The following is a 21,243-nucleotide window of genomic DNA, read 5'->3' on the forward strand; positions in this document are numbered from 1 at the left end:
CGGATCAGAATATAAAATGAGTGGAGCACGTTAGGGAGAGGAGGCTTGGCCTCCTCTCCCTATTATTAGCTGATCACATAGCTATTAAGCTGGCCTGACTTCAGCGTGACGATATTATCAGTTGTGGTCCGCCCCAGCAAATTGGCGGAGGATACCACCATCATGCCGATATCGGAGCGCAGTTCCCCCACCTGGATGACACCGTCTTCGCTGTTATACAGGCGCAGTAAATAACCGCCCTCTCTATTTTTCAGCAGGGTACTGAATACCGCTTCCGTCCCCATCAGTTCACCCAGGCTGAATTGATTGGGCACCTTGAAATCCAATGGATTGGTGTGGAAGTAGCTGATATTGAATTCGCCGGTACGCGACAGCGACTGCTCATGATAATAACCATTCAACTTGGCGAAATTGACATAGCGGCGCCGGATCTGATTGGCCTGATAGCGCTCACCCATGTGCAGCGCCAAATGGAATGTCAGCGGTTTCAGCAGCTGGCTATCCGGGGTGGCGATGATCTTTTCTGCCAAGCCACTGGCGCGGCCGGGGCGGCGCGACAAGTCCGGCAGACCGAAGTGGCCACAACTGCGGAACAGGGTAATCGCCAGACGATCGAAGTCGGCGCCGACCACCTGATACTCCTTGCAACCCTGGGTGAACACAGATGCATAATGCGCGTCCCCGATCAGGGAGACATGGTTCAGCAAGGGCTCAGTGGTGGTCGGCTCCTCGACGAAGCCCTTCTCGCGCCAGTCGGCCAATTCCGCGGGCTGAGTGTCACGGGCCACCTCGAAGAAGGGCGTCCCCGCGCGGGAGAAGCGACTCGCAATCTGGCTGTTGACCAGCAGGCGCAGGCGATGATTCTTGCTCCTGTTGTCGACCGAGAGGGTCAGCTCGATGAGATCGGCATCCTGCTTCAGCGCCAACTCGAGCACGAAGGGCAGCACCTGCTCGGCGCATCCCTTCGCCCGGCTCTCGAGGCCATCGGGCACACGCCACTCCCCGGTCAGGGTCATCACCTCGGACTGGGCATGCCGCACCACCTGCACGTCGGCCTGCTCGAGACCCAGCGCGATGCACCAGTCTTGCTCTGGCGGGCAATGATCGTAGTTGTCGCCGGCATCCCCATCATTCTCGAAGCTGAGGATCTCGGTGAAGGTCTGGTTGAGGCGGCTGTCGGTCAGGTTGAGCACGCCGTCTTTCATCTCCAGCTTGTAGCAGGCATTCTCGATCGCCGTCCCACTGAGCGCACTGGGCAAGGTGCGGCAGCAAGAGCCGAGGCTGTCGTCAACCTCCAGCACCTTGTAGCCAAGGGCCGGCAGGCTGATCGCGACCTCTATCTCGGTGAGGTAATGGTATTTGGCCGGATCATGCAGGCTCTCATCCTTGCGCCAGATGCCGCCATAATCCCGCTCCTGCGCGATCATGCTGTAGGCGACCTGCTCACCCTCATACCAGAGGCTGAACTCTTCCTGCTTCGTGAAGACGCGGTATCTGGCGACCAGCTCGCTGCGCTCCGGCAGGGTGTTGACCAGGATCAGGGGAGAACGGCCGGCCTGGATCTCGCAGCTCAGCGCGAGCTTGCGCAGCAGGTAGACGTGGGTGCTCTCGGCCAGCTCGTGGGCCATCTTCAGCCGCTCGAAGATGCGGGCGTTCGTTCTGTCGGTGTTGGTGCAGACGCTATGGGTCTGGGCACGGGCCAGCAGGCGCCAGATCTCGTCGACAAGCCCCTGCTCCCAGGGCAGCCCGAGCTTGTCGGCCATGGCCATCAGGGGCTGCACATTGTAGGTCATCAGGCGCTCTATCTTGTCTTGCAGCTGCTTGATGTCGTAACGCACCGAGTTGATCGACTTGTGCACGCGGGAATATTGGGTATCGAGGAACTCGCCGTAATACACCGGGAGCTTGTCGCCGCACACCGCCTGCAACCGCTCGAAGTATTTCTCGAAGGTCGTCTCGACGAAGTGATATTCGTCAGACTCGTCGTTGTATTGCGCCAGCTTCTCCTTGAAATCCGGCCGGATCGGCGTCTGATCGTTGCCCATGGTCAGCAAGAATTCATCGAAGGGTGACTTGTTGGCGATCAATTCGAGCGGCGTCATGGTATTGGTCTTGCACTCGGATGCCAGCTCCTTGGACAGCAGCTTGCCGCTGAAGAAGGGGTCATAAGACCAGCCATAACCATCGATCAGCACATTGGTGATGACGCGACTCTCCCCCGGGCCTTCCCAGAAGAATTCGGTCGGCAACTTGTGCTTGTCGCCCATGCCACGACGGAATGAGAACTTGGTGATCCCGACGCCATTGAAGATTTGCGGGAAATCCACCGGATGACCGAAGCTGTCCGGCAGATAGGAGACCATGGAAGAGCCACCCAGGGCGTTCGCATATTCGATGCCGAGGCGCAGGTTGTTGATCATGGCCTCGCCACTCACGGCGAACGTCTCGGTCTGGGTGTGCCATGGCCCGATGAACAGCCGCTGTGCCTTGATCAACGCCTCCAGCCTGCCGCGATCCTCCGGGCAGACGGCGAGGTAATCCTCGACGATGGCCGTCTGACCATCCAGCAGGAAGTGGTCCACCGCCCCCTCCTCCAGCATCTTGATCGTCTCGCGCATGTGATAGACGAGTTGAACCTGAGATTCACGATCGGTGAAATACCATTCATTATCCCAATGGGTCTGATATACAACGTGGCCAAGTTTCTTCATTTTCATATTACCGATGATAAGTGTTATTAAGAGGGAAGTACGACTCCCCTCCTGCAATATATTCAGGCCTGTTCGGCGATATAATCTTCCAGCTTCGTTTTGAGTCTATCGACGCTGGCACCATATATTGCCTGCACGCCCCCTTCGAGGACGACCACGTCCATGGCACCCAATTTCATCCAGACCCGTTTTTCCCCGTTGACCAATTTGTGGTCCTTGACTTCCACCCGCAGACGGGTGAAGCAATTACCCACCGAGATGATATTTTCCAGCCCACCCAGGGCCTCCACTATCTTGGCGAATTTGGAATCATCGCTGCTGACGATATTGCTGAGCAGGCTCTCTTTCTTCGGCTCTTCGTCTGCTTCCGTATCCGGTTCACGCCCAAAGACGGTGATATCAAACTTCATCACGCAATAACGGAATACCGCCGCATAGATGCCGGTAATACCGAGACCGACGGCAAACCAGAGCGCCAGCTCCCACCAGCGACCCAGTACCACGCCGACCTGCAGGATACCGGAGGCCACCACGTTGACCAGGCCGAACAGCTTCCAGGTGAAGACCGGCTCCCCCATGATGGAGCTGAGCAGGTCAGGGATCATGGCGAAGGTCGAGAGCAGCAGCACGTGCACCACGTAGAGGATCGGGGAGACCAGCACGAACATGAATTCCAGCGGCTCGGCGAAGCCGGTGAAGATGACGGCGGCCGTGGTGCTGATATAGAGCGCCTGTACCTTCTTGGTCCGCCTCTCCTTGGGGATAGCGAAGAACATGCCGAGCGCGGCGCCAGGCAGGGCAAACAGGCCGGTGATGTCCTGGGCATAGAACATGTTGCACATGTTGGGCTTGTTGAACACATCCATGGCCATCGCCTGCTGGCCCTGGTTGACCAGGTTGACGATTTCGTCGAGCCGAGCCGGGCACACCTGGGCGATGCCGATCAGGTTCACCTGCTGCAGCGTGGAGTAGAGGGTGCCGCCCACCGGGGTATATTCGAAGACGTAGTTGGTGATGTGGTGCATGCCGATGGTGCGCAGTCCCACTTCCAGGAAGGTCTTGAAGAAGGGGGCGACAAAGGAGCCCGAATGTTCGACCGCACGGGCGATGTGCTCGAGGCCGATACCGATCAGGGGCCACACGAACAGGATCACCAGAGCCAGGATCAGTGCGTAGAAGAAGGTCATCAACACGGTGAAGCGCTGGCCATTGAAGAAGTCCAGCCAGATGGGCAGCCGATCGAAGCCCTTGTACTTCTCCCACAGCTGGGCGGCCAGGGCACCGACTATGATGGCGCCTATGACCCCGACGCGCATCGTCACTATGCCAAAGACGTTCTCAAACAGGTTGTAATATTCCGGGTTCTTCTCTGGCGAGAGCAGATCCGTCACTAACTTAATATCGGTGAGTCCCTTGAACTGGCTGAAATAGACCAGAGACAATTCGCCCAATATCTTATGAAAGGTCAGGAAAAACAGGCCGGCGATGACAATCGCACCCGCCTGTTTCTCTTTGGTCAAGGCCGCCGCCACACAGAGGGCGAAGAAGAATGGCAAATTACCGAGCACGACCCAGCCGGCCAGGTTCATATATTTGCCAATAAATGAAAATGCCACGCCGATGACCGGAATGCCGCCCAATAAGGACTCATTCATGCCGACGGAGCCAATAGCAATCATCATCGCTGCGAAGGGCAGCACGAAGGTAGCCGCAAATAACATCGACTTGGCGAAGAATTGCAGTTTACTCAACAAAGCTTTATTCATCGTTGTTCCTAATTTGCTAAGTGAGAACGAAATACGTTATCTGCCATGTAGGGTACGAATGGCAGATAACCTCATCTGATTGTTATTTAATGAATAATTGACTGTTCCGGGGCTCAGCCTCTGACGTAGGCCTTGATGGTGGCTATGGTCTGGCCTTCACTCTCGCCGCTCGGACGGATCCGGTAGCGCCCCACCGAGGCCGGGATGATGAAGGTCTCGGCGTAGTGCACCACGAAGGGCTCGAACGCCTGATCCGGACTCTCCACCTTGGCCTCGCGCCCCTCCACCAGATTCAGCACCTGGACTGTGCCCTGAGTGTGGTGCTCAACCGGCACGCTGAACCAGTGACGGCGGGTCTCGATAAACTCGCGCTCGTGCAGACCGGTGCGCTCCTCGCGCCAACCCGCCCCCTCCCCCAGCGGCTCGATGCGGTTGACCAGGTTCTTCTCCACCCAGTCGGTGTCGCGATCCCACTGGATCACCTGGCGACCATGCTCGAGGTGGATGGGGCGCGGGATGCCATCCAGTCCGACCCGTCCCCAGTCCCACAGCTTGAAGGTGAAGATGTAGGGGGTGGCGCTGATTTCCAGCACCATGGCGCCGGAGCCCGAGCAGTGCACCGTACCGGCCGGGATCAGGAAGTGATCGTGCTTCTTGGCCGGGAAGCTGTTGACGAAGCGCTGGTCATCGAAGGGCTTGTCGCCCCGCTCGGCGGCGGCGAGATCCCCCAGCATCTCATCCGGATCTATCCCCGTCCTGGTCCCCAGATAGACGCAGGCATCGGGCGCGGCATCCAGCAGGTAGTAGCTCTCGTCCTGGGTGTAGTGCATGCCGAACTCCTGCTGGATGTATTCGGTCAGCGGATGCACCTGCAGGCTGAGGTGCTGGCCACCCATGGTGTCGAGGAAATCGAAGCGGATCGGGAACTCGGCGCCGAAGCGGGCGTGCACCAGCTCGCCGAGCAGGGCCCGCGGCTCGCGGAGTACCAGGTTTTGCGAGGGGATCTCCACCCGGACCGAGCCAAAGCGCAGGTAGAGGCTATTTTCCTCGGGTACGCAGTCAAAACACCAGGCGTAATTGGCCTGCTCTGGATCGAGATCACAGACTTCTTTCATCCACTGGCCGCCCCAGACACCGGGATCGAAGAAGGGAACCAGTCGCAGCGGCTGATGGGCCGCCTGGTGCAGGGCGCCACGCAGCGCCTCCCCCTCCACCATGGCCGGGTTGGCCTTGTCGTTGGTGTCGAGCAGGAAGTCGATAGCGGGCAGCTGGGCCAGCTTGTGGCGATCGAACACCCGCCACTCGATGAAGAAGGCCCGCTTGTAGCGGCGCAGTATGTCCTCATCCAGGTTGTCGACGCCCCAGTTGCCGATCTCCTTGCGCCGTAGGCGTTGCTGGATCTCCCAGCGCGCCAGATCCGCATAGACCCGCACATCCCCCTGACAGACCAGCGAGGCGCCGCCCCCCAGCACCACGATCAACCCCTCCTGCACCGCAGCCACCTCGGCTTGCAGGGCCGCCAGCTTGGCGGGATCGAAGAATTCACTCAGCTTGTGCGGCGCCAGGACCCCAAACACCCGATCCTCGGTGATGAAACGCTCCAACATGGCAAAAATCTGGGGTTCGGGCAGCCGGGCCTGCTCGACCTCGATCAGATGCAGCGCGCCAAACGACTCGGTGAGCCAGCCCTTGATCTGCGCCAGATCCACCCCGTGGTAGCTGTCGATCACCAGGACTCGCCGACCGCTCTCGCCGACCGCCTCGCGAAGTCGCCGGGCTACGCTCGCCCAGCCCTGACAGGCGGCGTCATCGAACCCCTGCACCTTCACTTCGGGGAACTTGTCATAATTGGGCAACCCCATCGTCTTCATCTTCGCTTTACCTCTCATGCTGTGATGGGATGAAAGATAAATCGATTAACCAACAAAACCTATCTGGTAAACAAGGTTAACCTCACAGCATTCGATCGCCGCGGCCAAAATGAAATCAAAACGAGAGGTTAATCTCAATTAAGCATCTTCATTTGACACGCGAAGGGTTAATCGATATACCTGCGCCATCGAATCACGACCGACGAAGTGACCCAATGAGTAATGTGACCGTAGCCGACATCGCCCGCCACCTTGGTATCTCCACCGCCACCGTCTCCATGACCCTGCGCAACAAGGGACGGATCTCCGAGCAGACCCGGCAGCGAGTGCTCAAGGCGATCGACGAGCTGGGCTATGTCTACAACCAGACCGCCGCCAACCTGCGCAATAAGAGCAGCAACCTGGTCGGCCTGCTGCTGCACGACATCACCAACCCCTTCTATGCCGAGATGACGGTGGGCCTCAGCCGGGAGATGGAGGCCCATGATCTGATGCTGTTTCTCGCCAACAGCGAGGAATCGGCCGAGCGCCAGCAGCGGTTCATGGACTCCCTGCAGCGCAACAACGCCGCCGGCATGGTGATCTGCGCCGCCCAGCCGACCCCCCACAGCTTCTTCGACAGCCTGCTGCGGCGCCGGATCCCCACCATACTGGTCGTGCGCCAGGTGCCGGATGCCGCCTTCGACTTTGTCGGCACCGACAACTTCCTCGGCAGCCAGCTGGCGACCGAGCATCTGCTGCGGCTCGGCCATCGCCACATCGCCTTCATCGGCGGGCAGGCCTCCTCCATCAGCCGCTCCCAGCGGCTGGGGGGTTACATGAGCAAGCTGATCGAGCACGGCATCGCCCCCAACCAGGCCTGGATCCTCCCCTGCGGCGCCAGCCGGAACGAGGGCACCCAGACCATGACGGCCCTGCTGGAGCAACACCCGGAGGTGACGGCGGCGGTCTGCTATCAGGACGTGGTGGCACTCGGCGCCATGCTGGCGCTGCGCAAACGGGAACGGATGATAGGGCGGGACTTTGCCCTGGTGGGCTTTGACGATATTCCGGAGACGGCGCTGGTCGAGCCCGCCCTCACCACCGTCTCGGTGGCCGCCCAGGAGATTGGCCGCAAGGCCGGCGAGCTGCTGCTCGAGCGCATCGCCGGCAACGATGAACCCGCCAAGAGCCTGATCCTGCCGCCCACCCTGGTGGTGCGCCAATCCTGCGGCAGCCAGGCCTGACGACCCGAAAACCCACACCCTGGCCAGAGAACTGCTCTGCCATCAACAAAAAAGGCGGCCCGCGGGCCGCCTTGTTCATTCTCTATTTTCACTCTTGGGTTATCAGGCCGTCGCCAGCTTGGCCTGCGCCTCGCCGCGCTTGAGCATGGCGTAGGCGACCCCGGTCACCAGCGAGCCGGCCGTGATGGCCAGGATGTACATGAACACGTGGCTGATGGCGTTCGGGATGAAGAGCACGAACAGGCCACCGTGGGGCGCCACCAGCTCGCAGCCGAACAGCATGGATAGCGCACCGGTCAGGGCGCCACCGACCATGCAGGCCGGGATGACCCGCATCGGATCCTTGGCGGCGAACGGGATGGCCCCCTCGGAGATGAAGCACAGACCCAGCACGAAGGAGGCCTTGCCCGCTTCCTGCTCCGCCTTGATGAACTTGGTGCGGGCCAGGAAAGTGGCGATCCCCATCCCCAGCGCCGGCACCATCCCGGCGGCCATCACCGCCGCCATGGGGGCATAGGTCTTGGAGGCCAGCAGGCCGACCCCGAAGGCGTAGGCCGCCTTGTTGACCGGGCCCCCCATGTCGAAGCACATCATGGCACCGATGATGACCCCCAGCAGCACGGCGTTGGCGGAGCCCATGTTGTTGAGGAATTCGGTCATGGCACTCATGATGCCGGCGACCGGGCCACCCACCACGTAGATCATCACCAGGCCGGTAAACAGGCTGGCCACCAGCGGAATGATGAGGATGGGTTTGAGCGCCTCCAGAGTGACCGGCAGACGCACCTTGTCACTCAGGTACTTGGCGCTGTAGCCGGCCAGGAAGCCGGCGACTATGCCACCGAGGAAACCGGCGCCGAGGGAACTTGCCAGCATACCGCCGATCATGCCGGGCGCCAGGCCCGGCCTGTCCGCGATGGAGTAGGCGATGTAGCCGGCCAGCACCGGGATCATCAGGGCGAAGGCGGAGCCGCCGCCGATCTGCATCAGGGCGGCGGCCAGGGTGCCCTCCACCTTGAACGCCTCGATCCCAAAGATGAAGGAGATGGCGATGATGAGGCCACCGGCCACCACCATGGGCAGCATGAAGGAGACCCCGGTCAGCAGGTGCTTGTAGGGGCCCGCCTTCTCCTCCTTCTTGGCCGCGGCGGCGCCGCTGTGGCGATAAGTTTTCGCCTCAGTCCACGCCTTGTCCAGCTCGGCGCGGGTCTTCTTGAGCGCCGCCCCCGTACTGGTGTGATAGACCGGCTTGCCATCGAAGCGGGCCATGTCCACCTCGATGTCGGTGGCGAGGAACACCAGATCGGCGGCGGCGATCTCCTCCGCCGTCAGGGCATTCTGGGCACCGACCGAGCCCTGGGTCTCGACGCGGATCTGGTGACCCAGCTGTTTGGCCATGGTCTCCAGCGCTTCCGCCGACATGAAGGTGTGGGCCACCCCGGTCGGACAGGCGGTGACCGCGACTATGCGCTTGGCCGTGTCAGGCTTGCTCGCCGCAGGCTTGGCTGCAACAGCAGCAACCTGATGACGATAGAGGCTGGCCTCGCGCTCGGCGGCGGCCAGCACGGCGGCCGGATCCTGCAGGGCGAGATCCATGCTGCCCTGATAGAGGCGCTTGCCGTCGTAGGCGGCGAGATCCACCGGGCCGCTCGCCACCACCAGGATGAGGTCGGCGGCGGCTATCTCGTCAGACGAGGGCTGCTGACGCGGCTGCACGCTGGAGCCGACATCGAGCCTGAGCTCCCAGCCCGCCAGTTTGGCCTGTTGTTCTATCCGTTTAGCAACGAGAAAGCTGGTGGCGATGCCCGCCGGGCAGGCCGTAACCAAGATTGCTTTCATTGGGCATCTCCTGAGTTTTCCATTGAAGGGGGATTGGTATCGTGCCGAGCGGGGGCAACATCATCCAGACGTTGCAAACGCACCTGCTCAAGCAGAGGGGTCAAGACATTCACATCACTAAAACCGACCGCGACCTGGCTCACCGCCAGCGCCGAGACGGCGGTGGCCAGTCGCAGGGTCTGCTCCGGCGCCCAGCCGAGGCTGAGGCCATGGGCGAGCCCGGCGACCAGCGAATCGCCGGCGCCGACGGTGCTGACCACCTGCATGCGCGGCGGTATGGCCTGCCAACTGGTGTCTGGACCAAACCAGATCAGGCCCTCTGCGCCGTTGGAGACAACCACATGGGGGATCCCTTGCGCCTGCAAGGCGCGGGCACATTCGGCCTGCTCCTCCAGGGTCTCGATGGGGCGCCCGGCCCACTGGCTGAGCTCCTCCAGATTGGGTTTGACCAGGGTCGGCGCGGCGCCAAGGCCTGAGCTGAGCGCCGCCCCGCTGCAATCGAAGATCACCCGCTTGCCTCTGGCCTTGAGCAGCGCGATGAGACGGGCGCAGTAATCGGGCTCGACCCCCTTGGGCAGGCTACCCGCCAGCACGAACCAGTCGGCGCCCTGGTCGGCATCGGCGCACAGCGCGTCGATCGCCGTCTCCAGCTGGCACACGGCCTCCGCGTGGATCTGCAGCCCGGGCAGGTTGAGATCGGTGACCCGACCCGACTGCTCGGCGATCTTGACGTTGATGCGGGTGCTGCCCGCCACCCGCACGAAATGATCGGCCAGGATGCGCTCTTCAAACAGCGCCTCGAAGGCCTGGGCGTTGTCCGCCCCGAGCCAGCCGGTGAGCGCCACGTCACGGCCGAGATCTTTCAAGACCATGGCGACGTTGATCCCCTTGCCCGCGGCGCGTAAGTGAGCCTCGCTCACCAGATTCACCTCGCCGAGGCTCATGGCCTCCAGGCGGGTGGTGAGATCCAGCGCGGGGTTGAGGGTGATGGTCACGATGTTCATCAGTGCGCCCCCTCGCCCAGCCCGGCGGCGATGGCCTCGCCAATCCCCTTGAGAGCGGCTTCGGCATCCGCCCCTTCGGCGCGAAACGCCAGCCGGTGACCGCACTTGACGCCTAGACCGATGACCTTCATCAGGCTCTTGGCGGAGACCGCCTCACCGCTGCCATCGAGATTCGCGACCCGGATGTCGGATGCGAACTCCTTGGCCACCTTGACCAGCATGGCACCCGGCCGCGCGTGCAGGCCGTGGGGATTGATGATGGTGAAGGTCTCGCTGAGGCCGCTGGCGGGGCCCGCCTGCAACATGGCGAGTCCCTCGCTGCCCGCCAGGGTGGCGAGCTGGCTGGCGGCAGCCAACCTGGCCAGATTCTCCAGCTGCGGCAGATGGCTGGCGTCGCTGGCGCAGAGCAACAAGAGGGCGCCGACCGGCAACTCCCCGGCCTGCAGTGGCGTGCTCGGGGTCGCCAGTACCCAACCGGTCTGGGTGGCTGGCGTGCGGGCCAGCCAGATCCCCTCGCCGAGGTAGGCCGGCTCGCTGGCCAGCAGGGAGGTCACCATGGCGGCCTCCCCCCAACCGGCGGACTTGGCACGGGCGGCGGCCCCCAGCAGCAGCTGGTCGCGATCGTCGGCCGGGAAATCGGAGAGGGTCAGGTACTGCACTTCCGGCGCCGCGCCGGCGCCGGTGAGGATATTGATGATGGTGTCGGCATCGGTGGCGGTTTTCAGTTGCGCCGCCGCTTGCTCATCACCCAGCACATGGGTGAGCTGACGCAGGATCCCCAGGTGCTCGTCGGATTTGGCGGCGATGCCGATGGCCACGTAGGCGATCTGCCCCTGGTCCCACTCGATGCCCTGGGGGAACTGGGCCACCATGACGCCGGTGTGTTTGACCAGATGACGGGTGTCCGTGGTGCCATGGGGAATGGCGATGCCGCTGCCGAGGTAGGTGGCGTGCTGCGCCTCCCGGGCCAGCATGCCGTCCACATAGCCCGCCTCCACCAGTCCGGCCTCGGTCAGTTTGCCTGCCAGCAGGGCGATGGCATCCGCCTTGGTCGCCACCGATTGCCCCAGCAGGATCTGCTGCTGCGCCAACTTCAACATAGAGATTCTCCATCAGGTGCCGGCCTCGCCTGCTGGCGGTCCGGCTTAACACTCGGGTAATTTGCCTGCTGACAATAGACCGGATTGCGTCCTTCGGTGATCCAGGGCGGCTTTTCAACCCCGGTCACCCATTGCCTGCTGACAAGCTGAATCGTTTCACTTACACTCAGACTGAATCGTTTCAGCTTATTGTTCAAGTGCCGACGCCGAGTGCTTTTCAATGATATGATCCCGCGCACACTTTTCGGTGTCCCTACCCTGGGTCGTCGCGGACCTTGCAACTCAAACAGAGCCAAGATGATGAAACTGGATGAAATCGCCGCCCTCGCCGGTGTCTCGCGCACCACCGCCAGCTATGTGATCAACGGCAAGGCCGATCAATACCGCATCAGCCAGGCCACCCGTGACAAGGTGATGGCGGTGGTCAATGCCCACAACTATCAACCGGACAGCCGCGCCGCCTCCCTGCGCGGTGGCCAGACTCGCACCCTGGGATTCATCCTGCCGGATCTCGAGAACGCCAGTTATGCCAAGCTCGCCAAGCGGCTCGAGCAGGGCGCAAGGGCGCAGGGCTATCAGTTGCTGATCGTCTGCTCGGAAGATGAGGCGGATACCGAGAAGGAGCTGGCCAGGATGCTGGTCAGCCGCCATGTGGATGCGCTGCTGGTGGCGAGCTGCCTGCCGCCGGAGGATCCCTTCTACCTGCAGCAGCAGGCCCATGGCGTCCAGATCCTGGCCATCGATCGGGCCATGGCCGCCGATCACTTCGTCACTGTGGCGAGCGAGAACCAGAAGGCGAGCTTCGATCTCACCGCCTCCCTGCTCGGCCCAACTATTTGTCACGTGGCCTTGATCACCGCCCTGCCCAGCCTCACGATCAGCCAGGAGCGGAAAGCGGGCTTCGAGCAGGCGCTGGCTCAGCAGGCCGCCGCGTCACAGCCGGCGCCCCACATCTGCGAGGGGAAGCACTTCTCCCGCATCGAGGGCTATCGGCTGATCAAGGAGCTGCACCTGCGGCTCGGTCAGCTGCCCGAGGCGCTGGTCGCCACCTCCTACATATTGATGGAGGGGGTGCTGGACTACCTGCTGGAGCAGGAGACCGACATGAGCCGGCTCGCCATGGCCACCTTCGGTGACGATCGCCTGCTCGACTTTCTCCCCTTCGGCATCAACTCCCTGCCCCAGCAGCACGACGCCCTGGCCGGCCAGGCGCTCACCCTCGCGCTCAAGGCCATCAACGGCGAATACCACTGTGGCCTGCACTACATCAGCCGCACCCTCAAGCGTCGCCGCTGAGGCCCCCGCGCCAGCGGCAACCGCCGTCGGCGCGCTTTTTCACCAAAGAATTCCGTTTTCTGTCATCTTTTATTTCCACTTATTGCCACCTCACAGTACAAGATCTGCTGTCATAGGCTTGTCTCCGCTATTTTGATCCGCTAACGTGGCAACCATCTTTTACAAACGAGCGGTTTTTCGTAACGATGCGTCCACTCCGATATTGCTAGCCTCCGGCCTCAGCCCCGGAGGCGCCTCCTGACTCTGCTTCTGGCACTCTTTCTCTGATCTCGGATGGACACATGAACACCAAAACCCTGGGTTGTACCCTGTTGATTGCCGGCACCACCATAGGCGCCGGCATGCTGGCCCTGCCGCTGGCCTCCTCCTCCCTCGGCGGCCCCGCCACCCTGCTCTTGATGATCGGGCTCTGGGCGCTGATGGCCTTCACCGCCATGCTGCAGGTGGAGGCCAGCCTCAACACCGGCAAGTGGTACCTGCACCAGCTGGCGGATCACCTGCTCGGCCCCTGGGGCAAGCGCATCGCCTCCTTCTGCATCCTGATGCTGTTCTACTCGCTCGCCTCCGCCTACATCAGCGGCGGCAGCAGCCTGCTGGCACAAGCCTTGGCCGATGCCGGCACCACCGTCAGCCAGGAGCAGGCGGCCTGGGCCTTCACCCTGCTGTTTGGCGGCATGGTGTGCGTGGGCACCAAGCAGGTGGATTACCTCAACCGGCTGATGTTCACCGTGAAATTGGTGATCATGGTAGGGGTGCTGGCGCTGCTGCTGCCGCGCGCCGAGGGCCAGCACCTGCTCTCCATGCCGCTCGGCCAGGGGCTGCTGCTGGCGGGCCTGCCAGTCATCTTCACCTCGTTCGGCTTCCACGGCTCCATTCCGAGCGTGATGCTCTACCTCGGCGATTGCCCCAAGCAGCTGCGCCGGGTCTTCGTGTGGGGCTCCGCCCTGCCGCTCATCCTCTACGTGCTGTGGCAGGTCGCCATCCTGGGGCTGCTCGGTCAACAGACCCTGATCCAGACCGGCGGGGCCCTCGACAGCCTGCTGGCCAGCGTCGGCAACCTGGTCAGCTGGCCGGCGTTCAATCAGGCGATGCACCTGTTCGCAGACCTGGCGCTGGCCACCTCCTTCCTCGGGGTGACGCTGGGGCTGTTCGACTTCATGGCCAAGGTGACCCGCCGCAAGGACAATGCCGGCGGCCGTATCCAGACAGGCATGATCACCTTCGTGCCGCCGCTGCTGTTCGCGCTCTACTTCCCGCAGGGCTTCATCATGGCGCTGGGCTATGCCGCCATCGCCCTGGCGGTGCTGGCGGTGCTGCTGCCGGTGACCCTGGTGTGGCAGAGTCGCAAGCGGGCCGAGGCGCACCACTACCGCGCCCCGGGTGGCGTGCTGGCCCTGGGGCTGGCCGGTGCCATGGGGGTACTGATCGTCGGCGTCCAGGTGAGCGTCAGCCTGGGGCTGCTGCCAGCGCTCTGATCCTCACCCTTGGATGGAAAAAGAGAAGCCCCGCCAACCTGGCGGGGCTTTTTCGTTCCTGCTGACACCTCGCACAAGGCCGATGCTGGCGCTGGCGCTGGCAGGGTCTGCCCCATAGCTGTGACCAATGCATCAGGCAGTCTGCCGCTGAAATACTCTTTAGCCCCACTTCATATTCACTTCACTCTGCCATGACAGGCTGGGACCTCTTCCAAGACCACGAGATAATATGATGATGAAATTGGCGGCGCTGTTCACGGTACTCGGGGTGATCTCCCTCATCAGCTTCCAGCTGATCGGCTCATACCTGGATAGCCAGGGTTATCTGCATGAGCCGTTCGGCCTGTTGCCCATCGGCTTCCTGTTCATCTTCATGGGGATACTGCTCGCCCTCTTCGGCGCGCTCAGGGTGTTTTGCCGACAACAGCGCGCGAAGGCGGATAAGCAAGCCCGCTGAGGCGGCTGTCTGACACGCCGGACTCCCGGCGAACGGCACACACAGAAAAGCCCTGCCAAACTGGCAGGGCTTTTTCATTGGGCTGCATCATGGAGACGGTCCTGAGCCACAGGCCCGGGGCTGCTCTGCGACGGCGACTTAACGAGCCGAGACGGTGATGCTGGCCAGATCGATCAGGTTGACCGCTCCGCCCTGCCCGCCGGCATCGTTGTAGGTAGCGTTCGCCTTCAGATAGCTCATGTTATAGAAGTCACTCACCAGGATGTCGTACTGTCCCGCCGGCACCTCGGCGATGACGGGGGCCGAGTCACGCAGCGGCTTGAGGTCGCCATCCTGCATCACGTGGGGCATCTGCACCACGCCGCTCGCGACCACCTTGCCATTGCTGAGCACGGACACCCGCTTCACCCCGTTGGTCACCCCCAGGTTGATGGCGTGCTGGGCATTGCTGTATTGCAGGCGAATAGCGCGCTTGCCATCCAGTGTGATGCCCCGCACCAGCAGGGTATCTTCCGGGCGACCCCAGTCCTTCAGATAGGGCACGGGAATGGCCGCATCGGCCGCCGTGAGGGTGCCGCTATGGGAGACCGCATCGGCATCGACAGCGATGCGCTGGCGCTCGGGTTGGTAGCACACCGGCTTGGCATGATGGGAGCGGTTACCGGACTCGGGGTAGATGGCTTCCGCGCTGTAGCAATAGGCCATGCCCGGTTGCGGCGCCAGATCGTCGACCCAGTCCCTCGCCGCATCCAGCCCGACGGCCACCAGCTTGCCATCCCGATAGATGTTGTAGCTGAGCGCCCCTTGGTTGACGCTGTCTTGCAAGGCAACGACCAGCTTGCCCCCTTGCTCGGTGACCCCCAGCAGGGCGGGCTCGGTCGGGGCGAACACCTTGCGGTTCTCCACATCCAGCGGCGCCACGTCCTCGATCAGGCGGATCCCCTGCTCATCGGCCACCCCGGCTCCCAGCTGGATCTCGATCAGGTTGCTGGCAGCCAGCATCTCCTCGGTGATCAGCTCAGCCACGGGGGCGCCATTGAGCAGGATGCCCCGCACCGGATAGTAGCTGCCCTCCTCCCCGGCCTCGGGAAGCAGCAACTTGATCTCGATCTGCTTGCCGCGGTAGTTCAGCCCCTTGAGCGCCGCCTCCGGCTTGGCCCCCATCAGCTTGTGCAGGTGGGCGGTGACGAAGGGCGAGACTCGGATCCCCTGCTCTTCCAGGTTGTAGCCAAAGAGGGTGCTGGTCACCATGCCGAGATAGCCGCCGACGGACCAGAGCTGGCGTTGAGAGTTGATAACCGGACCCGTCAGATCGGGATGGGTCAGATCCATCAGCGAGGGCTGACCGGAGAGCCACTCCAGGTTCTCCATGTTGGAGAGGTTGAGCGCGGCCCCGCGCATCAGGGAGTCGACATGGCGATCGGCCACGGCCACGTTCTGCACCCTGGCGGCGGCTTTCAGCCCATAGGCGGAGACGAAGGGCCAGATGGCACGGTTATGGTAGACCGGCATATCGGGCTGTTGCGGGAAGTAGACCGGCGCGCCATAAGGCCCCATGGGATAACGACTGACGATCGCCCTGGCCTGGCCCTCATCGGCAATGCCCGCCAGTATGGCAAGGGACTCCCCGAGCAGGTCGAACTTGTAGGCCGGGCTCGGATCCGTGCTGGTGTTGATCAGGCTGGCATACATCTTCTCATCCGCCAGCCAGAAGCCATGATTGATGGCCTGCTTGAGCGCGCCGGCCCACTGGCTGTAGCGGGTCGCCAGCTCATCCTGGCCCAGCTCGGTGGCCAGACGCGCCGCCAGCCCTAACCCCTGATAATGGAGCACGTTGGTGGAGAGGGACTTGCTCATGCCGATGTGGGCTATGTCGGCCGTGATCCACTTGGCATAGGTCTGATCGCGCCAGTCGAGGAAGGATTGCTCCCCGACATAGAGGCCATCGCCCTCATCGAAGGCCGCCAGGCGATCGCTCTCTATGGTATTGCGCAACCCCTCGAACGCCTCGGGCAAGAAGGCACTGCGCTCCCCGGCAGGCAGCGCCGCCAGCACCTGCTCGGCCGCCAGCGCCCAACCCATGCGGTCGGTGCTGATGGGCCAGCTGCCCCCCGTCCCCGTATCCTGAATGATCTGACGCCCCTGCGGGATCAGGCCGTCGAGGCCCTGCTTCAGCTCGGCCCTGAAGTCGGAGAGCTTGAACTGCAGGGAGTTCCGCGCCCGTTGCGGATCCAGGACCCCCAGCCCCAGATCGGTGGCGTAGGAGAGATCCCGCGTCCAGACATAATGCCACTTGGCCCCCGTTTCGAAGCAGTCGCAGGGGATCGCCTGACCGCCGCCGTAACTGCCATCCTTGACCTGGGCCACGCTGTTTTGCCGCATCTCGTGCGTCGCCAGCGCAAACAGGGCATCAAACACCATGTCGCCCGAGCGCAACCGGGGCAGATCCGCCTGCTCCTGATACGTGGTGAAGCTATCCCCCGGATCCCGCAGCTCCTGGGTCGTCGATTGGGCATAGCCGCGATAGTCGGCCCCGGCCTGCTTGACCGAGAAGGTGGCCACCTCCTTGACCCCGACTTTGTGGGTCTGGTACTCCAGCTTCTCGATAAGCTCGTGCCCTTCATGGGGATTGATCATGCCAAGATCCTCGTCCGTCGCCGCACTGACCCGCAGCCAGGGTGCCTGCTCATCCTGACTCGCATCGAGGACAAACTTGTAATATCCCGCCTGTGACACCGACAGGGACGCCAGCTGGCAGCTGCTGTCACAGCGCTGCATCCTGACGCTCTCATTCAATGAGATGGCGCCGCTCGGGCCAAAACCTATCCCATCCTGGGCGGAGGCCATCTTTATCTTGTGCTCGCCGGGAGCCAGCTTGGCGACCACCACATAGCGCTTGTCGCCCTGGTAGACCATCTGCAAGACAGGCTCGAGGTTGCCATCTATGCCCTTCAGATAGAGGCTTTCGCCGTAGTTGGGCTCATCGCGCACCATGGAAAATTCGATGACGGGCGCCGCCAGATCGGCATTGGTCACCTTGACCTGGATATCCAGCAACCCTTTTTCGGTCACGACCAGACGGTTGTTCTGGCCGTTATTCTGGTAATACATGGGATAGAGCTGATCGGGGAAAATACTGGTCTCTTTGCGGCTGTCGGCAGAAAAATCAGGATATTTGGTCCACTCCGGCCCCCCTACCTTGAAGGGCGACATGCCTGAATTCATCTTCAGGTTATCCAAGCGGTAGACCCCATCCTTGAAGACCAGCTTGAATTTGTCTGTGCGGTCCCAGCCGCTGAATTCCCCGACCAGGTAGAGATCGAAATCCCAGGGAGCCTTCACCTCGGGCTTGACGTTATTATCATTACTGGCGGAGGAGTTGTTATCGTTGCAACCGGACAAGACGACGCCGCCGCATAATAATGCCACGGATAAAGCCAATGGATGGATTCTCATATTTTCCCTTCGTTACTTTATTATTTGTTTTGTTATTTGAGTGACACAATAAAATTGCTCTCGCAGCTTACACCGGCATGCCTGAAAGCAAACATAGATGACCCGGCAGGCAAGATAGATACACTCTATAACGACATGAGATTGCGTGATCGCCCGCACTAAAATGGCGCCATTGCCGGTCAAAGCGAATAGAAAACAACGTGAAGAGCCACACATAAAAACCGTTTCGGGCGACAGCCTGGCGATTGACAGCCTGGCATGCTTGCTCTAGCGTTGCGCTCCGCCTGACCCTGAACGGACGCCATTCTCCGTGGACAAACATCTAAGACAATTCATCGAAGTCGCGACCCACCAGAGCCTGAGTCTGGCAGCCCGGCATATGGGGCTGAGCCAACCGACGCTGACCCACAACATGAAGAAACTCGAAGAGAGCCTGGGCACGACCCTGCTGATCAGGCACGCCGGCGGTGTGGCCCTGACCGCGGCCGGGGAGCTGCTGCTGACACAGGCCCGCGTGATGCAGCGGATCTACGACGAGACGCTCAGACGGCTCGCGCTGCTTCGCGAGCGGGCGGCGCTGCCACTGAGAGTGGGCACCGGCCATGCCTGGTGGCAGCATGTGCTGCACCCTGTCACCCTGCGCTATCGAGAGGCCAATCCATCCTGTGCCATCAATATCGAGGTGGGCAATCATCTGCGGCTACTGGATCTGCTCTTGGGCAATCATATCGACCTGTTTCTGGGGCATGAGATCCATGGTCTGGATAAACATTACAGCCTGATCTTCATCCCGTTATTCACGTCCAGCGACGCCGTATTTGTCAGGGCGGGGCATCCCCTCTCGGGGAAAATATGCGGCAAGCAGGATCTGGCGAATTACCCCAGCCTGTTGATCACCACGGATGAGCAGCAATATCTGCATCTGGTCGAGGATCTGGCAAGAAAGCAGCAAGATCAGGCCGACATGCAGCTCAATGACAAGATCATTTATACCTGCAACTCGCTGGTCGCCGGCATCGACATGGCAAATACCAGCAATGCCGTCATGCCTTATCCAGGCAGCATGGCGGGTTATTTCGCCCGATTCGGCATAGTCCCGCTCGACATGGATGAGGAATATAACAAGGGGGTGATCGGTATCTATATTTCTCGCGAGAAAATGGATGAGCCCCATATTCAGACCCTGTGCCAGCAGATCCAGACCCAGGTCAGCAAGCATGACGGCTTGATGGCCACCTGCTGACGCCCGAGACTGGCCCTCCCCGTCTTCGGCCGCAACCCCAGACACCTGGGATGGCGGCAAGAGACGGACACAAAAAAGCCCTGCCAATCTGGCAGGGCTTTTTCTATCAACCCGGTGGGAGGATGAGGGCGAACCCTCAACCGCTTACTGGTTGTGGCTGGCGCGACGTGGACGACGGGCCTGGGCCGGCTTGGCGGCACCCTCGGCCGGACGCTGTCCACCTTGCGGCTTGGGCTTGCCCGCATTGCCGCCGGTGCGCGCACCGCCAGCATTGCCGGAACGACCGGCACCCTGACGCTGACCCTGCGGACGCGGCGCACGGCGCTCTTCGCTCGGATCACGCGGCTCTTTGCGCAGCGGCGCGCCAATGCCACGGGCGATGTTGTCAAGCGTCTCACGGGAGGCTTCAAAGCCAGCCACCTGCTCGCACTTGATGTTCTGCTTGGTCAGACGCTCGATGGCCTTGATCAGCTTGCCTTCATCGGCGGCGACCAGGGAGATGGCGTGACCGGCGGCACCGGCACGACCGGTACGGCCGATACGGTGCACATAGTCTTCCGCCACGTTGGGCAGCTCGAAGTTGACCACTTGCGGCAACTTGTCGATGTCCAGACCGCGAGCGGCGATGTCGGTCGCGACCAGCACCTTGACGTTACCATCTTTGAAACCGGCAAGGGCACGGGTACGGGCACCCTGGCTCTTGTTGCCGTGGATGGCGGCGGCGCTGACGCCGTTCTTGTCGAGGGTCTCGGCGACACGGTTGGCCATGTGCTTGGTACGGGTGAACACCAGTACCTGCTGCCAATCGTTGCTGGTAACCAGATGGCTCAGCAGGCCGATCTTGTTGGCCTTGTCGCAGGGGTGCACCAGCTGCTCGATACGCTCGGCGGTGCTGTTGCGCGGGGCCACTTCGATCACCGCCGGGTTGTTGAGCAGGCCGGTGGCCAGCTCGCGGATCTCTTCGGCGAAGGTCGCGGAGAACAGCAGGTTCTGACGCTGTTTCGGCATCAGGGCCAGGATCTTGCGGATGTCACGGATGAAGCCCATGTCGAGCATGCGGTCCGCTTCGTCCAGCACCAGGATTTCCACCTCGTCAAAGCGCACGGCGCCTTGGTTGTAGAGATCCATCAGGCGACCCGGACAGGCCACCAGCACATCCAGACCACGGCGGGTAGCCATCATCTGCGGGTTGATGCTGACGCCACCGAAGACCACGTGGCTGCGCATCGGCAGATGTTTGCCGTAGTTGCGCACGCTCTCGCCCACCTGGGCGGCCAGCTCACGAGTCGGGGTCAGTACCAGGGCACGGATCCGGTTGGGAGAAACCTTACGCTTGCTCTCCATCAGACGCTGCAGCATCGGCAGGGTAAAGCCTGCGGTCTTGCCGGTCCCGGTTTGGGCCGCCGCCATCAGGTCGCGGCCAGCCAGAACGGCGGGGATCGCTTGCAGCTGAATGGGAGACGGGGTGTCGTAGCCTTGCTCGGCAACGGCACGCAACAAGGGTTCGGCCAGACCGAGGGAAGAAAAACTCATAATTACCTGCTAGGGATAGGGGCGCCGGGGATTTGTGGTGGGGCTCCTCTGCTGAGCCGATGCCATCTCACAAGATCTGGGCCTATTGAGAAAACAACGATTTCCCCGGGGAGCAGAGCAAAGGGGAAAGAATAGAGGTGCAGTCTATCGGAGTTGGCCCTGTTACACGAGAAAAATGTGACGTCCCTCCCAGCACGGATGGAAAACTGTGCCTCTGCCGGGTGGAACGACGATGATAACACCCGCTCGCGCCAGCCTCTGCCAGA

The 21,243-nt window shown here is 61.9% G+C and carries 13 protein-coding genes; 5 read left to right on the top strand and 8 right to left on the bottom strand.

Going from position 1 to position 21,243, the window contains the following annotated elements:
* Nucleotides 1–65: 65 nt before the first annotated feature.
* From KW825_RS11680 to KW825_RS11690, 3 genes are all read right to left on the bottom strand, one after another.
* Nucleotides 66–2,717, bottom strand: coding sequence for a glycoside hydrolase family 38 C-terminal domain-containing protein (locus KW825_RS11680; protein WP_371315805.1), 2,652 nt, complete (start codon nt 2,715–2,717; stop codon nt 66–68).
* Between the two features lie 56 nt (nt 2,718–2,773).
* Nucleotides 2,774–4,477, bottom strand: a complete 1,704-nt coding sequence (locus KW825_RS11685) for a PTS transporter subunit EIIC (protein ID WP_218329300.1) — start codon at nt 4,475–4,477, stop codon at nt 2,774–2,776.
* Nucleotides 4,478–4,590: 113 nt separating this feature from the next.
* On the bottom strand, nt 4,591–6,339 hold the full coding sequence (locus KW825_RS11690; RefSeq protein ID WP_256353839.1) for a class I mannose-6-phosphate isomerase: 1,749 nt from the start codon (nt 6,337–6,339) through the stop codon (nt 4,591–4,593).
* Nucleotides 6,340–6,563: 224 nt separating this feature from the next.
* On the opposite strand from KW825_RS11690, the gene KW825_RS11695 reads away from it, so the two are divergent.
* Entirely contained in the window at nt 6,564–7,574 is a 1,011-nt protein-coding gene (locus KW825_RS11695) for a LacI family DNA-binding transcriptional regulator (RefSeq protein WP_218329302.1), read from the top strand.
* A gap of 102 nt (nt 7,575–7,676) precedes the next feature.
* On the opposite strand, the gene fruA is transcribed toward KW825_RS11695, so the two are convergent.
* From fruA to fruB, 3 genes are read right to left on the bottom strand one after another with little or no spacing between them, the layout of a single operon-like run.
* On the bottom strand, nt 7,677–9,413 hold the full coding sequence (gene fruA, locus KW825_RS11700) for a PTS fructose transporter subunit IIBC (protein WP_218329303.1): 1,737 nt from the start codon (nt 9,411–9,413) through the stop codon (nt 7,677–7,679).
* On the bottom strand, nt 9,410–10,417 hold the full coding sequence (gene pfkB, locus KW825_RS11705; RefSeq protein WP_218329304.1) for a 1-phosphofructokinase: 1,008 nt from the start codon (nt 10,415–10,417) through the stop codon (nt 9,410–9,412). Before pfkB ends, fruA begins: the two co-directional genes overlap by 4 nt.
* Nucleotides 10,417–11,517, bottom strand: coding sequence for a fused PTS fructose transporter subunit IIA/HPr protein (gene fruB / locus KW825_RS11710; protein WP_218329305.1), 1,101 nt, complete (start codon nt 11,515–11,517; stop codon nt 10,417–10,419). Before fruB ends, pfkB begins: the two co-directional genes overlap by 1 nt.
* Before the next feature lie 297 nt (nt 11,518–11,814).
* On the opposite strand from fruB, the gene cra reads away from it, so the two are divergent.
* From cra to KW825_RS11725, 3 genes are all read left to right on the top strand, one after another.
* Nucleotides 11,815–12,813 (top strand): catabolite repressor/activator, encoded by a 999-nt coding sequence (gene cra, locus KW825_RS11715; protein ID WP_218329306.1) that lies wholly within the window; start codon nt 11,815–11,817, stop codon nt 12,811–12,813.
* Between the two features lie 281 nt (nt 12,814–13,094).
* On the top strand, nt 13,095–14,288 hold the full coding sequence (locus tag KW825_RS11720) for an aromatic amino acid transport family protein (RefSeq protein WP_042652230.1): 1,194 nt from the start codon (nt 13,095–13,097) through the stop codon (nt 14,286–14,288).
* A 229-nt stretch (nt 14,289–14,517) separates the two neighbouring features.
* Nucleotides 14,518–14,745 carry a DUF3955 domain-containing protein gene (locus KW825_RS11725; protein ID WP_218329307.1) on the top strand — a complete coding sequence of 76 codons (228 nt, stop codon included), beginning with the start codon at nt 14,518–14,520 and terminating at the stop codon, nt 14,743–14,745.
* Between the two features lie 138 nt (nt 14,746–14,883).
* On the opposite strand, the gene KW825_RS11730 is transcribed toward KW825_RS11725, so the two are convergent.
* Nucleotides 14,884–17,985 carry an amylo-alpha-1,6-glucosidase gene (locus tag KW825_RS11730; RefSeq protein WP_218329335.1) on the bottom strand — a complete coding sequence of 1,034 codons (3,102 nt, stop codon included), beginning with the start codon at nt 17,983–17,985 and terminating at the stop codon, nt 14,884–14,886.
* 526 nt (nt 17,986–18,511) lie between these two features.
* Here KW825_RS11730 and KW825_RS11735 point away from each other — a divergent pair.
* Nucleotides 18,512–19,444, top strand: coding sequence for a LysR family transcriptional regulator (locus tag KW825_RS11735; RefSeq protein WP_218329308.1), 933 nt, complete (start codon nt 18,512–18,514; stop codon nt 19,442–19,444).
* Between the two features lie 144 nt (nt 19,445–19,588).
* Here KW825_RS11735 and KW825_RS11740 read toward each other — a convergent pair whose 3' ends face one another.
* The gene (locus tag KW825_RS11740; protein WP_042652233.1) at nt 19,589–20,977 is read right to left on the bottom strand and encodes a DEAD/DEAH box helicase; all 1,389 of its coding nucleotides are present in this window, start codon (nt 20,975–20,977) and stop codon (nt 19,589–19,591) included.
* Between the last annotated feature and the right edge of the window lie 266 nt (nt 20,978–21,243).

This window comes from Aeromonas sp. sif2433, from assembly GCF_019218705.1.
GTDB lineage: Bacteria > Pseudomonadota > Gammaproteobacteria > Enterobacterales > Aeromonadaceae > Aeromonas > Aeromonas encheleia.